This window comes from Maribacter taeanensis, from assembly GCF_047345145.1.
Classification (GTDB): Bacteria; Bacteroidota; Bacteroidia; order Flavobacteriales; family Flavobacteriaceae; genus Maribacter_C.
The window spans coordinates 616,087-630,751 of sequence record NZ_JBLFER010000001.1 but is presented as its reverse complement, the minus strand read 5'-3'; the positions used below and the strand labels follow the sequence as shown (position 1 = coordinate 630,751).

Here is a 14,665-nt window from a genome sequence, read left to right as displayed (position 1 = left end):
TCCATAATTAGGAATAATTCCATAATTTTGGAATAATTACAAAAAGCGGTGTTATGAGAAATTCAAAAATTTTAATTTACGACGGAAGTTTCAATGGGTTTTTATCTGCGGTTTATAAAGCATTTGATGAACGCATTCAAGTTGCTGATATTCAAAAGAACTCAATTGCACAAAGAGGGTTGTTTTCAGATACGGAAACTGTATTCACGCAAATGGATCAAGCCAAACGCGTTTGGAATGGTGTTCAAAAGAAAAGCAATGCTGCTATAAAGAATATCTACTTTGCATTTTTAAGTGAAGCGACTGGTATCGAACTCCTACTCTACAGGTATATTAGAAAATTATATTTTCCGAAAGATATGCTTCAACTAAATTTCACTGATGATGCAGCCATCAGAATTAATCAATTAGCAAAGTCTGTTGGAAAAGAAAAGAAGTATATGGAAGCGGGCCTCAAATTCGATGCAACCGAAGATAATATTCAACTTGCTTTTATCAATCCTGATAATGATGTGTTACCACTAATTTCGAAACATTATCGATTTCAATATTCCAACAAACCTTGGCTAATATTTGATCGCAAGCGAAACTATGGATTGTATTATAATTTAAAAACTGTAGAATTAATTTCTTTGGACACGGATGCAATACCAGCAAATATGAAAGTTCATGAATTGAATATTAAATCATTACTAGTTAGAACATTGCACAGACAACCTATGCAAAAGCAAAGAACTGGTTACATTCAAGAACGGGCGGCAGTTTAGTTACTTTGAACGTGCTCCCACAAATTGGTCACTTTGGTTCTTAAAAAGCACGTTGAAGGTTGTCAAACTTCCATAAATTCTGGTAATGTATTGTTGTAAATCAATTTTTTCTTGATCATCCAAATTCTTACTAGAATTGATTTTTTGCTCCATGACACGAATTCGATCGCGAACCATTACGATTTTGTGAAAGAAACCATCAATAGGAATTTCTTTATTCGCCAGATCTCCCACAGGTTCTAAAATTAACTTTCCGCCTTTCCACTTATCAGCGATAGGGGTTATTGATGAGGTGTCACTCCAACGTCGTAAAATTGAAATTAATGATTGTTCAACTTCTGAAAAGCTAATGGTATCAACTTCATCTTCAACAGCTTCGATGATCTCAAAATCAGAATCAATTTCTATTGTTTCCAAACCATTTTCCATAAAAGTAACCCAATAATTCTTCGATGTTATATTGGTCACTACTCCTTTGCCATATTCGTTATGATCGATTCGAGAGCCTATTCCTAAAATTTGCATTTGTAGTATTTTTCTGTTTAAAATTCAAAGTTAATTGCTAATGATTAAATAACAAAAAGGAATTGAACTCCATTAACATAATAGAGGTCAAAATCGTACTTTTGCAACTTTGCCGAATTTCATGATAAATTACGAGGAAAATATAGAAGTAAAAGGAGCACGTGTTCACAACTTAAAGAACATCGATGTCACCATTCCAAGGGAGAAACTGGTTGTAATTACGGGTCTTTCTGGCAGTGGTAAATCTTCCTTAGCTTTTGATACTATTTATGCAGAAGGACAAAGAAGATACATCGAAACTTTTTCTGTGTACGCGCGACAATTTTTAGGTGGCTTAGAACGTCCAGATGTTGATAAGATCGACGGTCTATCACCTGTAATTGCTATTGAGCAAAAGACTACTTCAAAATCACCACGTTCGACAGTTGGTACGATTACAGAAATCTATGATTTTCTCCGTTTATTATTTGCAAGAGCAGGAGATGCTTATAGCTATAATACGGGTGAAAAGATGGTCAGTTATAGCGACGAACAGATTAAAGATTTGATCAAAGCTGATTACGATGGAAAAAAGATTAACATTCTTGCTCCCATTATCAAATCGAGAAAAGGACATTATCGCGAGCTTTTTGAACAAATAGCCAAACAAGGGTTTGTAAAAGTAAGAGTTGACGGTGTAGTTGTTGATATTACGAAGGGAATGAAGGTAGATCGTTACAAAACCCACGATATCGAGATTGTAATTGATCGACTAAAAGTAAGTGATACCGAAGATTTGGATAAACGTCTTTCTGAGTCAATTAATACGGCTATGTATAGCGGCGATAATGTGCTAATGGTTTTAGAGGAAGGCACGAAAGAACCACGCTATTTTAGTCGAGATTTAATGTGCCCCTCTACCGGAATATCTTATCCTAGTCCCGAGCCAAATACTTTTTCCTTCAATTCCCCCAAAGGAATGTGTCCGCATTGTAACGGACTTGGTCATGTTCATGAGGTAAATGAGTTGAAAATATTTCCGAATAAAAAATTATCCATTAAAGCTGGTGGAATTGCTCCCCTTGGGGAATATAAAAAGTCTTGGGCGTTTAAGCAGATAGAAACGATCGCACAACGTTATGATTTCGAGCTAACCGATCCTATCTCAAGTATTCCTGAAGAAGCTATGCAGATTCTCCTCAACGGAGGCGCTGAAAGTTTTGAGGTAGATTCAAAGACTCTTGGTGTAAAACGATCTTATAAAATAGATTACGAAGGAATTTCAAATTTTATCAAAAGCCAGTTTGACGAAGCAGCTTCCACCTCTATTAAAAGATGGGCTAAGGAATATATGGATAAAGTAATTTGTCCTACCTGTGAGGGTTCACGTCTTCGTAAAGAATCCCTAAATTTTAAAGTTGACGAAAAAAATATAGCCGATTTAGCTCATTTAGATATTGCCGAATTAGCCGATTTTTTTGCTGATTTAGAAAAGACATTGAAAGGCAACCAACTAAAGATTGCTGAAGAGATCATCAAAGAAATCAGAACAAGAATCCAATTTTTACTAGATGTCGGTCTAGATTATCTTTCTCTTAACCGTAGTTCTAAATCTTTATCCGGTGGAGAGGCGCAGCGAATTCGATTAGCTACACAAATTGGTTCTCAGTTGGTTGGTGTCTTATACATTTTAGATGAGCCCAGTATTGGTTTGCATCAACGTGATAATGATCGTTTGATTAAATCTTTGGAATCACTTCGAGATATTGGCAATTCAGTAATTGTTGTTGAACATGACCGAGATATGATTGAGCGTGCAGATCATGTCATCGATATCGGTCCGAAAGCGGGGCGACATGGCGGAGAAATTATTTCTCAGGGACTTCCTAAAGACCTAAAAAAAGAAAATACCTTAACCGCAGACTACATAACAGGAAAAAAGGAAATTGCAGTTCCTAAAAAAAGAAGAAAAGGCAACGGAAAGAAGGTTACACTATCTGGGTGCACAGGGAATAATTTGAAAAATGTTTCGATTGACCTTCCACTAGGTCAAATGATCGGAGTGACAGGAGTTTCTGGCAGTGGCAAATCCACTTTGATCAATGAGACCCTCTACCCTATTATGAACGCTCATTATTTCAATGGTGTTAAAAAACCAATGCCTTATAAAAAAATCAAGGGTTTAGAACATATAGATAAGGTTATTGATATCAATCAAAGTCCTATTGGCAGAACACCAAGATCTAATCCGGCCACTTATACTGGTGTTTTCAGTGAAATACGTTCCCTGTTTGCAAAAACGCCTGAAGCTGCAATAAGAGGATATAAACCAGGTCGCTTTAGCTTTAATGTTCAAGGTGGACGATGTGAAACCTGTCAAGGAGGTGGACTTCGGGTTATTGAAATGAACTTCCTACCAGATGTTTATGTGGAATGTGAAACCTGTAACGGTAAACGTTTCAATCGAGAAACTTTAGAAATTCGATATAAGGGAAAATCCATTTCTGATGTACTTGAAATGACGATTAATGAAGCAGTCGACTTTTTTGAGCTTATCCCAAAAATCCATAGAAAATTAAAGACCATTCAAGATGTTGGTTTAGGTTATATTTCTTTAGGACAACAATCTACCACGTTATCCGGAGGAGAAGCACAACGCATAAAACTAGCCACAGAGCTGTCAAAAAGAGATACGGGTAATACTTTTTATATTTTGGATGAGCCCACAACAGGTCTCCATTTTGAAGATATACGGGTACTAATGGAAGTTTTGAACCGTTTGGTAGACAAAGGAAATACCATATTAGTCATTGAACATAATATGGATGTAATTAAAATGGCGGATTATATCATTGATATTGGTTATGAAGGAGGCCGCGGTGGAGGTATGGTAGTTGCCAAAGGAACACCTGAAGCAATACTAAAAGATAAGAAAAGTTACACGGCAAAGTTTTTGAGGAAAGAATTGCAGCTGTAAATTGTTTACCAAATACACAAACAAAATTATAATATTTCCCTATTCAGGGGTTGAAGATAAAATAGCTACTTATGAGAAAAGAGCAACATCACAAAGGTTGGAATGAAATTAAAACAAATGATTCTTGGGCATTGTTCAAAATCATGGGTGAGTTCGTAAATGGTTTTGAACGAATGAGTCAAATTGGCCCCTGCGTTTCTATTTTTGGATCTGCACGGACTAAGGAACACGAAAAGTACTATAAATTGGCAACTAGTGTTGCCAAAAGTATTGCGGAAGCAGGCTATGGTGTTATCACAGGCGGTGGACCTGGAATTATGGAAGCAGGTAATAGAGGTGCAAATTTGGCTGGAGGTACTTCCGTTGGTCTAAATATAGATTTACCTTTCGAACAACATGATAATCCATATATTGATAGTGATAAAAGCTTAGATTTTGATTATTTCTTCGTTCGAAAAGTCATGTTCGTCAAGTATTCACAAGGTTTTGTTGTTATGCCTGGCGGATTTGGAACGCTAGATGAGCTCTTTGAAGCAATCACTCTTATTCAAACCAACAAAATTGAAAAATTCCCAATAATTTTAGTTGGAACAGCGTATTGGAAAGGACTTCTTGATTGGATAAAAAATACTATGCTAGAAGCTGGAACCATTAGCCCAGAAGACTTAGATCTTATTCATTTAGTTGATACTGAAGAAGAAGTTGTTGAAATTATTGACGCCTTTTACAAAGGGCGTTTATTGAGTCCTAATTTCTAAATCACTCCGCTTTTTGAAGCCATTATCTAGAAAACATATTGCCTGTGGTATTCTACTGCTAACTTTGCTGCCTAAATGGGCATCATCACAGCATACTAACACGCTAAACGTTAAACTTGATGGTGAAACTAAAACGCTTCAAATTCAGCAAGAATTCATTTATAAAAATACTTCAAAAGAGACCTTAGAACAATTGTATTTCAACGATTGGGCTCATGCTTACTCAGATAAAAACACAGCACTCGCCAAGAGTTTTGCCGAACAGTTTAAAAAAAGCCTGCATCTAGCAAAGGATGAAGAACGTGGTTTTACCGATATTAACAGTGCCGTTGATGACGATTATAGAGGTTTAGTTTGGGAGCGCACTTCAGGTAAAGATATTATTAAGATAAAGCTCAATAAGCCCTTATATCCTAATCAAGAAGCAAAACTGTTTCTGACATATTCGGTAAAACTGCCTCCTACAAAATATACGCCATACGGTTACAACAATCGGAATGAATATTATTTAAAAGATTGGTATCTCACACCTGCCGTTTTTGATGGTAAGTGGCATCTTTATTCCAATAAAAATTTAGAAGATTTATATACCGATGCAACTACCACTAATGTAAACTTAATATATCCTGAAGAACTGTTCTTAGCCACGAACTATCTAGTTCTAGGAAATACCCGGTTTCCGGGAGGTCGCCAGGCTCAATTGGAAGGAAATCAACAAAAAAATTGTAAACTAATTCTATCTCCAATTAATGGTTTTATTACTCATGTCACAGACTACATGACAGTTCAGACCGACCTAAATCCAAGTAGCAAAGACCCTATTTTACCCAGCTTGGCGATTGACAGGGTGACAAAATTCATTTATGACAATTTAGGTCGATATCCTCATGCCAAATTATTAATAAGTAAAATTGATTATAATAAGAGTCCCCTTTATGGAATCAATCAATTACCAAAATTTATTCGACCTTATGACGAGCGGTTTCAATATGAAATGAAAATTTTAAAAACTGCTTTGATTAATATTCTTGAGGAGACTATGTATTTAGATCCGCGGAAAGAACAATGGTTGGGCGATGCCATAGCTAATTACTTAATGATTGCTTACGTTGAAGAATTCTATCCTGATCAAAAGTTATTGGGTAAACTCTCTCGCATTTGGGGTATTCGCAGTTTTAATTTGGCAAAAATGGGGTTTAATGAACAATACCCTTTTGTCTATCTCGGATTAGCCCGTAAAAATTTAAACCAGCCATTAATCACACCAAACGACTCGTTGATTGTCGCCAATCAGAAGGCAGGCAATAAATACAACGCTGGCCTTGGCTTGTCTTATCTAGCCAGTTACATAGGTAAGGAAAAAGTTGACAAGAGCATAAAGACCTTTTACCAGTATTATCAGTTAAATCGAGTACGGGTTTTAGATTTCGAATCCATACTCAAGCGTTCTGCAGATCAAGATATTGATTGGTTTTTTAATAACTATGTCTACTCAGATCGTATTATTGATTACAAAATCAAAAAGGTTAAAAAGACGAAAGACTCCCTCAAAATTACGCTAAAAAATAAAGAAGGTACAGTTGTCCCTATTTCGATGTTCGGACTAAAAAATGATTCGGTGGTTTCGAAATATTGGTTTTCAAATATTGAAAAAGAAAGAACGGTAACTATTCCCAGAAACGAAGAAGAAAGACTTGTTTTGAACTACGACAAAAAAATACCTGAATTTAACCAACGTGATAATTGGAAATCGTTAGGCGGGTTCCTTTCAGGCAATAAAAAACTCAAACTAACCTTTCTTAAAGATTCTGAAAATCCATTCTTAAATCAAATTTTTTACACCCCGGTGTTAGATTTCAATATCTACGATGGATGGTACCCAGGTATGAGGTTACATAATAAAACACTTTTAGAAAGACCATTTCAATTTGATGTTTCTCCTTCATACTCTTTTAGAGAAAAATCTTTTGTTGGCGGTGGTAGTTTAAACTATAGAAAATACTTAAGCAAAACTGGATTGTACTTTGCAAACTACCGTATAAGCGGTTCTAGCAAGCATTTTAACGTCAATTCAAGATTTTCTACCCTAACACCATCGATAACTTTTGGTTGGCGGCCTGACGATCTAATTTCTAACAAAAAACAGTTTTTATCATTCCGCTATCTAAATATCTTTAGAGATATTGATAAGAATTTAACAGACCTTAGAAATGATCCTGAAAATCCAGATTATAGTGTTTTCAATGTCAGATATAGATATTTAGACAACCACATATTAAACTATAAATCATGGTTTCTTGACTTTCAACAGGCTAATAACTTCACTAAAATATCGGCAGAGATTGAGTATCGTAAACTATTCGACAATAATAGACAGGTTAATCTGAGGTTATATGCTGGGAAATTTCTTTGGAATAATACAAACTCTGAGTTCTTCAGCTTTGCTCTTGACCGGCCCACCAATTACCTTTTTGATTATAGTTATTTAGGTCAGTCGGAAGATTCCGGAATTTATAGTCAGCAATTGGTAATAGCCGAAGGTGGATTTAAATCAATATTAGATGATCAATTTCGCTTTTCTAATGATTGGCTTATAACTGCAAACTCCAGCGTAAATCTTTGGAGGTGGATTGAATTATATGGAGATATTGGATTGGTGAAAAATAAAGGGATCAAACAAAAATTTGTCTATGATTCGGGTGTTCGCTTAAATCTTGTCACGGATTATTTTGAATTGTATTTGCCACTATACTCTAATAATGGTTGGGAGGTCGCACAACCTGACTATGGCGAAAAAATTCGGTTCATTGTTACTGTAGATATTAAAACACTTACCGGTTTATTTACTCGAAAGTGGTTTTAATTTTTTAGCATATTCTCAATATTAAGCTCCTTTTTTGTTATTACTGTAACAAAAAAACAGAATTTCACCCTTTTGTTTAGGAAATATTTAATAAAAAGAAGTCTGCTAGCATTGCATTAATCGAAGTCATTAAGTACTTTTGCAAAAACCTTTAAGCATATATGGATATCTCTCCAAAAACAAGTAACGATATTTCTTTTGACGATTTCAGAACACAAATTCTAAAGGATTATGAAACTGCTGTCTTAAGTCGTATTTGTAGCTTAATGGGACGAAAAGAAGTGCTAACCGGGAAGGCCAAATTCGGAATCTTTAGTGATGGTAAAGAATTGCCGCAGCTAGCCATGGCTCGCGCTTTTAAAAATGGTGATTTTAGAAGTGGTTATTATCGTGACCAAACTTTTATGATGGCTTTAGGTTTATTGACACCCAAAGCGCTATTCCATGCTTTATATGCGACAACCGATATAGAAAAAGAACCTATGAGTGCCGGACGTCAAATGATTGGTCATTATTTGACTTTTAGTCTCAATGAAGATGGTTCTTGGAAAGATTTGACACAGCAAAAAAATACCGCTCCCGATGTTTCTTCTACTGCTGGACAAATGCCCCGATTACTTGGTTTAGCTCAAGCATCTAAAATGTATCGAAATCTAAAAGATATTGATGCCACAAACTTTTCTAAAAATGGAAATGAAGTGGCCTGGGGTACTATAGGTAATGCTAGTACAAGTGAAGGGTTATTCTTTGAGACCATAAATGCAGGTGGTGTTTTACAGGTGCCAATGGTGGTTAGTATATGGGATGACGACTATGGAATTTCCGTGCCACAAAAATACCACACTACCAAAGAAAGTATTTCTGAGGCTTTGAAAGGCTTTCAACGTGATAAAGATCACAAAGGTTATGAAATTTTAAAGGTAAAGGGTTGGGACTATACAGCCTTGATGCATGCTTATGAGAACGCATCTGACATAGCACGAGATGAGCATGTTCCAGTAATTATTCATGTCCAAGAACTTACTCAGCCACAAGGTCATTCCACCTCTGGTTCTCATGAAAGATATAAAAGTGAAGAACGATTAGATTGGGAACGTGAAAATGACTGTAATAAGCGGTTCAAAGAATGGATCATCGAGTCAGGCATTGCTACTGAAGAAGAGCTAAATGCAATCGAGTTAACGCTAAAAAAATCTGTACGAACAGCAAAAAAAGAAGCCTGGGCCGAATATTTAGCAACACATCTTGAGCAAAAAAAAGTGCTACTACAGTTATTAGAAAATGCTGCTAACAAGAGTCAAAACAAAGCGTTTATAACGAAGCTTAAAAACGATTTAATTGCCATCGAAGAACCTATTAAGAAGGATTTGGCGACTACAGCAAGGAAAGCTTTGCGCTATCTATTAGGAGAAAGCACTGCTGAAAAAGAGGCACTTCTCGATTGGACGAATCAATTTCTTCGAAAAGAGCAACCGAATTATAGTGACCATTTATATAGTGAAAATGCTAATAAAGCAACCAACATTGCCCAAATTGTTCCTGAATATGATACCAATACAGAAGAAGTAGATGGTCGTGTAATTCTTCGTGAAAATTTTGATAGACTTTTAGAAAAATATCCTGAAATTTCGATCTTTGGTGAAGATACAGGCACCATTGGAGATGTAAATCAAGGGCTTGAAGGTTTGCAAGATAAATATGGCAAACTACGCGTTGCCGATACTGGTATCAGAGAATCTACCATTATTGGTCAGGGGCTTGGAATGGCACTTAGGGGATTGCGCCCAATTGCTGAAATACAATATTTAGATTATATTTTTTACGCGATGCCTACCCTAACAGATGATGTCGCAACTATTCGATATCGCACCGTTGGAAAACAAAAAGCGCCGCTGATTATTCGAACTAGAGGTCATCGCTTAGAAGGCATTTGGCACTCAGGATCACCAATGGGGGGGTTGATTCATACACTTAGGGGAATTTATATTCTTTCACCTCGCAACATGACGCAAGCAGCAGGTTTTTATAATACGCTAATGAAAAGTGATGAGCCTGCTTTAGTAATAGAAAGTTTGAACGGTTATCGCTTGAAGGAGAAAATGCCCAATAATCTTGGTGATTTTTGTACACCTATAGGTATTGTGGAAACAATTAAATATGGTAAAGATATAACCTTAGTATCATATGGTTCAACCCTAAGAATTGTTGAACAGGCAGCCAAAGAACTAAAAGAAGTAGGTATTGATGCTGAGATTATTGATGCACAGTCTTTGCTTCCTTTTGACATTGAGCACGATGTCGTTAAAAGTGTTCAGAAAACCAATCGCTTGCTAGTGATTGATGAGGATGTTCCAGGGGGGTGTTCCGCCTATCTGTTGAATGAGATTGTTGAAAAACAAGGTGCCTATAAATTCTTAGACAGTGCGCCCCAAACCCTAACCGCAAAAGCGCATAGACCTGCATACGGAACTGATGGAGATTACTTTTCTAAACCAAATGCAGAAGATATCTTTGAAAAAGTATATGGTATTATCCATGAAGCAAATCCAGAAGATTACCCTCAATTGCGGTAGCATTTCATATTGATTGCCATGATATAGAATGATTTATGCTAAATTTAGCCTTCAATCTATATGAATGAACATTCACTCTATTTTACGAACGCATTATGGAATAACTAGTGCAGCAGTTACTTCTTTAGAAGGTTATGATAGTACCAACTATAAAATCCAAAATGAGAAAGGGCTTTTCGTACTAAAACAAAATTTGCATTCTGAAGAAACTTTAGAATTACTGCAAGCTGAAAATAAGCTTCTTGAAAACCTTAAAATTCTAAAAGACTATGATTTTCCGATGGCAGTTTCATCTTTAAAAAATGAGACCGTTGTTGTTTTAGAAAAACAAATATTCAGACTACTTTCTTTTGTTAAGGGTGATTTTTTAGGAGATGTTCCTCATACTCCGGGTCTACTTCATTCCTTTGGGATATTTCTTGCAAAAATGGATAAACAAATCCATACGGAATATGACCCTGCTATTAGCGGAAAAGAAACCCAATGGGATTTGAAACACTTTAGGTCGAATTACAAGTATCTTAAATACATTCCAGACTCAAAAGCGAGAAGCTTGGTAGATTATTTCTTTTTGCAGTTTGATGAACAAGTACTTCCTGTTGAATATGAACTCCGAAAGGGAATTATTCACAATGACGGTAACGATTGGAACGTACTTACACAGAATGGTGAAGTATCCGGAATTATTGATTTTGGCGATATGTGCCATTCATGGCTGATTAATGAAGTGGCTATAGCTATTACCTATGTGATGATGAACAAAGAGGAGCCCTTAGAAATTGCATCACATTTAATTCAGGGGTATCATTCGATATTGCCGTTAGAAGAAAATGAACTTGACATACTTTACTATTTGGTAGCTGCTCGTTTATGCACTAGTGTTTGTAATTCAGCATATACCAAAACCTTAAAACCAGATTCAGAGTATATAACAATAAGTGAGAAACCTGCATGGGACTTGCTCTATAAATGGATTACTATAAATCCGTTAAGAGCAAAGAATGCTTTTAGAAAAGCTGCTGGTTATCCCAACTCACAAAAAAAGACAAATACAGAACAAGCAATTAGAAGACAGTCGAATTTTAGTGATGCACTTTCGTTAAGCTATGGCAATCCGATACAAATGCACCGATCTGCATTTCAATATATGTATGATACTGACGGAAATACCTTTTTAGATGCCTATAATAATATCATGCTTGCTGGTCATTGCCACCCCAAAGTAGTAAGGGCCGGTCAAAAAACGATGGCCAAGCTGAACACAAATACTAGATATTTGTATGAAGAACTTCTATCGTATAGTGAAAAGTTACTTGCGAAATTTCCTAAAAATTTAAACAAAATATTTTTTGTAAACTCTGGTAGTGCTGCAAGTGATTTAGCCGTTCGTATGGCTACAACTCACGCCAAGAAACAAAAAGTAATGGTGTTAGAACATGGCTACCATGGCAATACTCGAATGGGAATTGATATCAGTCATTATAAATATAATCATGAAGGTGGCTCTGGCAGAAAAGATTATATTATTGAGACACCAATGCCCAAAGTCTTTGGTTCAGGTTACGAAGACCCTTCTGAAGCAGGTGATTTTTTTGCAAATCAAACCAAAAATCAAATTACTGACGCGAAAGGTGAAATAGCTGCTTTTATAGCAGAACCCATTGTCGGTTGTGGTGGACAAGTGCCATTGGCAAAAGGCTATTTAAAACAGGTATACCAAGAAATAAGAGCTCAAGGTGGGGTTTGCATTAGCGACGAAGTTCAAGTGGGTTTCGGACGCCTTGGCGACTTCTTCTGGGGATACGAAATGTATGACGTAGTACCTGATATGGTAATATTAGGTAAACCTATGGGGAACGGACATCCGATAGGAGCTGTCGTAACAACTACTGAAATCGCAGAGAATTTTGATAACGGTTTAGAATTTTTTAGCTCATTCGGTGGTAATCCCATTTCATGTACTATCGGACAAGCAGTTTTAGAAGTTATCGAAAAAGAAGAATTGCAACGACACGCTAAAGAGGTTGGAGACTATCTCATTGACCAACTAAAAAGCTTACAATCGAAATATCCAGAATTGGCAGATGTTAGAGGAAGCGGACTTTTCATAGGAGTTGAAATTTTTGATAAAAAAGGACACCCAAATACTCAGCTTGCTTCAGATTTAAAAAATGCTCTTAGAGAAAATCATATTTTAATAAGTACCGATGGCCCATTTGATAGTGTTTTAAAAATAAAGCCTCCACTAACATTTAATCGCTCAAATACCGATCATTTGATATATCACCTAGAGCTTCAGCTACAACATTTTTTGAGCAGATAAAATTATAATACTACTTTTATAGAAACTTAAACCTATTTCTTAATGAATGCAACACTAAAAAATGATATTGCTCTAGCCCTATTGCGTATAGGTGCCTCAGCATTTATGTTATCCCATGGTTTTCCTAAATTTCAGAAATTAATAAGTGGAAATTTTGAATTTGGCGATCCAATTGGAATTGGTGCGGCTCCTACTCTATTTCTTGCAGTTCTAGCAGAATTTGTTTGTCCAATCCTTATTATTGTAGGATTTAAAACACGCTGGGCAGCAATACTTCCTGCTATTACAATGTTGGTAGCTGCTGGAGTGGTTCATCTCGCCGATCCATTTGGCAAAAAGGAAAAAGCCCTTTTATATCTGGTTATGTTTGTTGCTATCATCCTTTTAGGACCTGGAAAATATAGTATTGACAAAAAGTAAGTTATATAATCTTTACCAATAGCTCTTTTAATAAATCTGCCTGAGAAACATTGGTTGACCCTACTCCTTTTCCTTTTAAATCAAGCTCGCGTAAGCTAGATACAATACTACTCACCTTTTTCATTGGGTAGTTTCTTGCGGCAACTTGATATTCATTTACAAAATAAGGATTGATACCCAAAACACTAGCTACACTTTTGGGGTTATGGTCCTTCATACCATGATATTTTAATAGCTGTGTAAAAAAAGTATTGAGTAAAGTGACCGTAACTACAAAGGGGTTATCTTTTGGGTTCTGAGCAAAGTAATTTAGAATTCGCGTAGCCTTTACTACATTACGCTCCCCAATCGCTTTCTTTAATTCAAAATTGTTGTAGTCTTTACTGATTCCAATATTTTCCTCAATATCCAAAGGGGTAATTTCTTTTTCCTTCGGAAGAACCAACTTCAATTTTTCTAATTCATTATTTATTTTGCTTAAATCAGTTCCTAAGAATTCGACCAATAAACTAGAAGCTTTGGGTGTTATGCGATATCCTTTTCCTTGAAGCACCTTTCGTATCCAATCAGCTACTTTATTCTCGTACAGCTTCTTACTTTCAAAAACAAGGCCTGTTTTCTTTATCGTCTTGTATACTTTTTTTCGCTTATCGAACTTACTATACTTATAACAAAGTACCAATACCGTGGAAGGTTGAGGATTTTCAGCATATGAAGACAACTTATCAATTGTACGCGCTAAATGCTGGGCCTCTTTAACAATAACCACTTGACGTTCGGCCATCATAGGGAATCGTTTCGCATTACCAATAATATCTTCAACAGTAACATCTTTCCCATAAAGCACCATCTGATTGAAGCCTCGCTCCTCTTCAGCCAAAACATTTTGTTCAATGAATTCTGAAATACGATCAATATAGTAAGGTTCCTCACCTGTTAAGAGATATATAGGCTTGATGTTGCCATCATTGATATCCTTAACTATTTGTTTTACTTCATCCATCCAAAAAAAATCATCAAATTTGTGGCATGCTTCAACTGAATTTTCCAGCATATAAGTTCCGATTCAAAAATAGCGAAAATAAAGTCCAGATTTTCGATGTCATTCGCAAAAAATTTGTGGTTTTGCAACCTGAAGAATGGGTGCGTCAGCATCTTGTTCATTATTTAATTTCAGAGAAAAAATATCCAAGTTCCTTAATTAATGTTGAAAAACAATTGACTATTAATGGATTGAAAAAGAGATATGATATCGTAGTTTTTAACTCAGACGGAAGCATAGAAATTCTGATAGAATGTAAAGCACCAGATATTTCAATTAGTCAAACTACTTTTAATCAAATTGCGCAATATAATCTCAATCTAAAGGCAAACTTTTTGATGGTTACGAACGGATTGGAGCATTTTTATTGCAAAATGGATTTTGAAAAAGAAAAGTATTCCTTTCTAAAGGATATTCCTGATTTTAACCGTTAATTTG

At 35.9% G+C, this 14,665-nt stretch carries 10 protein-coding genes; 8 read left to right on the top strand and 2 right to left on the bottom strand.

Annotation, left to right across the window (positions count from 1 at the left end):
• Nucleotides 1-53 precede the first annotated feature (53 nt).
• Nucleotides 54-767: a TIGR03915 family putative DNA repair protein gene (locus ACKWCD_RS02685; RefSeq protein WP_413982383.1), complete on the top strand. Its 714-nt coding sequence runs from the start codon at nt 54-56 to the stop codon at nt 765-767.
• On the opposite strand, the gene ACKWCD_RS02680 is transcribed toward ACKWCD_RS02685, so the two are convergent.
• Nucleotides 768-1,292, bottom strand: coding sequence for a hypothetical protein (locus tag ACKWCD_RS02680; RefSeq protein ID WP_413982382.1), 525 nt, complete (start codon nt 1,290-1,292; stop codon nt 768-770). It lies immediately after the preceding gene.
• 121 nt (nt 1,293-1,413) lie between these two features.
• On the opposite strand from ACKWCD_RS02680, the gene uvrA reads away from it, so the two are divergent.
• From uvrA to ACKWCD_RS02650, 6 genes are all read left to right on the top strand, one after another.
• Nucleotides 1,414-4,248, top strand: a complete 2,835-nt coding sequence (uvrA, locus tag ACKWCD_RS02675) for an excinuclease ABC subunit UvrA (RefSeq protein WP_413982381.1) — start codon at nt 1,414-1,416, stop codon at nt 4,246-4,248.
• Nucleotides 4,249-4,319: 71 nt separating this feature from the next.
• A complete protein-coding gene (locus ACKWCD_RS02670; protein WP_413982380.1) occupies nt 4,320-5,006 on the top strand; it encodes an LOG family protein in 687 nt (228 codons plus the stop codon).
• A 13-nt stretch (nt 5,007-5,019) separates the two neighbouring features.
• A complete protein-coding gene (locus ACKWCD_RS02665; protein ID WP_413982379.1) occupies nt 5,020-7,869 on the top strand; it encodes a gluzincin family metallopeptidase in 2,850 nt (949 codons plus the stop codon).
• 161 nt (nt 7,870-8,030) lie between these two features.
• Entirely contained in the window at nt 8,031-10,442 is a 2,412-nt protein-coding gene (locus ACKWCD_RS02660) for an alpha-ketoacid dehydrogenase subunit alpha/beta (RefSeq protein WP_413982378.1), read from the top strand.
• Nucleotides 10,443-10,506: 64 nt separating this feature from the next.
• Nucleotides 10,507-12,765, top strand: coding sequence for an aminotransferase class III-fold pyridoxal phosphate-dependent enzyme (locus ACKWCD_RS02655; protein ID WP_413982377.1), 2,259 nt, complete (start codon nt 10,507-10,509; stop codon nt 12,763-12,765).
• Nucleotides 12,766-12,807: 42 nt separating this feature from the next.
• Nucleotides 12,808-13,185: a DoxX family protein gene (locus ACKWCD_RS02650; protein ID WP_413982376.1), complete on the top strand. Its 378-nt coding sequence runs from the start codon at nt 12,808-12,810 to the stop codon at nt 13,183-13,185.
• A gap of 1 nt (nt 13,186) precedes the next feature.
• Here the strand turns inward: ACKWCD_RS02650 and holA are convergent, their stop codons facing one another.
• Nucleotides 13,187-14,188, bottom strand: coding sequence for a DNA polymerase III subunit delta (gene holA / locus ACKWCD_RS02645; protein ID WP_413983005.1), 1,002 nt, complete (start codon nt 14,186-14,188; stop codon nt 13,187-13,189).
• A gap of 26 nt (nt 14,189-14,214) precedes the next feature.
• Here holA and ACKWCD_RS02640 point away from each other — a divergent pair, with 26 nt between their 5' ends.
• Entirely contained in the window at nt 14,215-14,661 is a 447-nt protein-coding gene (locus tag ACKWCD_RS02640; RefSeq protein ID WP_413982375.1) for a type I restriction enzyme HsdR N-terminal domain-containing protein, read from the top strand.
• The last annotated feature ends 4 nt before the right edge of the window (nt 14,662-14,665 follow it).

Excerpts from the sequence above, each read along its gene's own strand:
- ACKWCD_RS02655 (WP_413982377.1), top strand. The coding sequence starts at position 10,507 with ATGAACATTCACTCTATTTTACGAACGCATTATGGAATAACTAGTGCA.
- holA (WP_413983005.1), bottom strand. The coding sequence starts at position 14,188 with ATGGATGAAGTAAAACAAATAGTTAAGGATATCAATGATGGCAACATC.
- ACKWCD_RS02650 (WP_413982376.1), top strand. The coding sequence starts at position 12,808 with ATGAATGCAACACTAAAAAATGATATTGCTCTAGCCCTATTGCGTATA.
- ACKWCD_RS02670 (WP_413982380.1), top strand. The coding sequence starts at position 4,320 with ATGAGAAAAGAGCAACATCACAAAGGTTGGAATGAAATTAAAACAAAT.
- uvrA (WP_413982381.1), top strand. The coding sequence starts at position 1,414 with ATGATAAATTACGAGGAAAATATAGAAGTAAAAGGAGCACGTGTTCAC.
- ACKWCD_RS02660 (WP_413982378.1), top strand. The coding sequence starts at position 8,031 with ATGGATATCTCTCCAAAAACAAGTAACGATATTTCTTTTGACGATTTC.
- ACKWCD_RS02685 (WP_413982383.1), top strand. The coding sequence starts at position 54 with ATGAGAAATTCAAAAATTTTAATTTACGACGGAAGTTTCAATGGGTTT.
- ACKWCD_RS02680 (WP_413982382.1), bottom strand. The coding sequence starts at position 1,292 with ATGCAAATTTTAGGAATAGGCTCTCGAATCGATCATAACGAATATGGC.
- ACKWCD_RS02640 (WP_413982375.1), top strand. The coding sequence starts at position 14,215 with ATGCTTCAACTGAATTTTCCAGCATATAAGTTCCGATTCAAAAATAGC.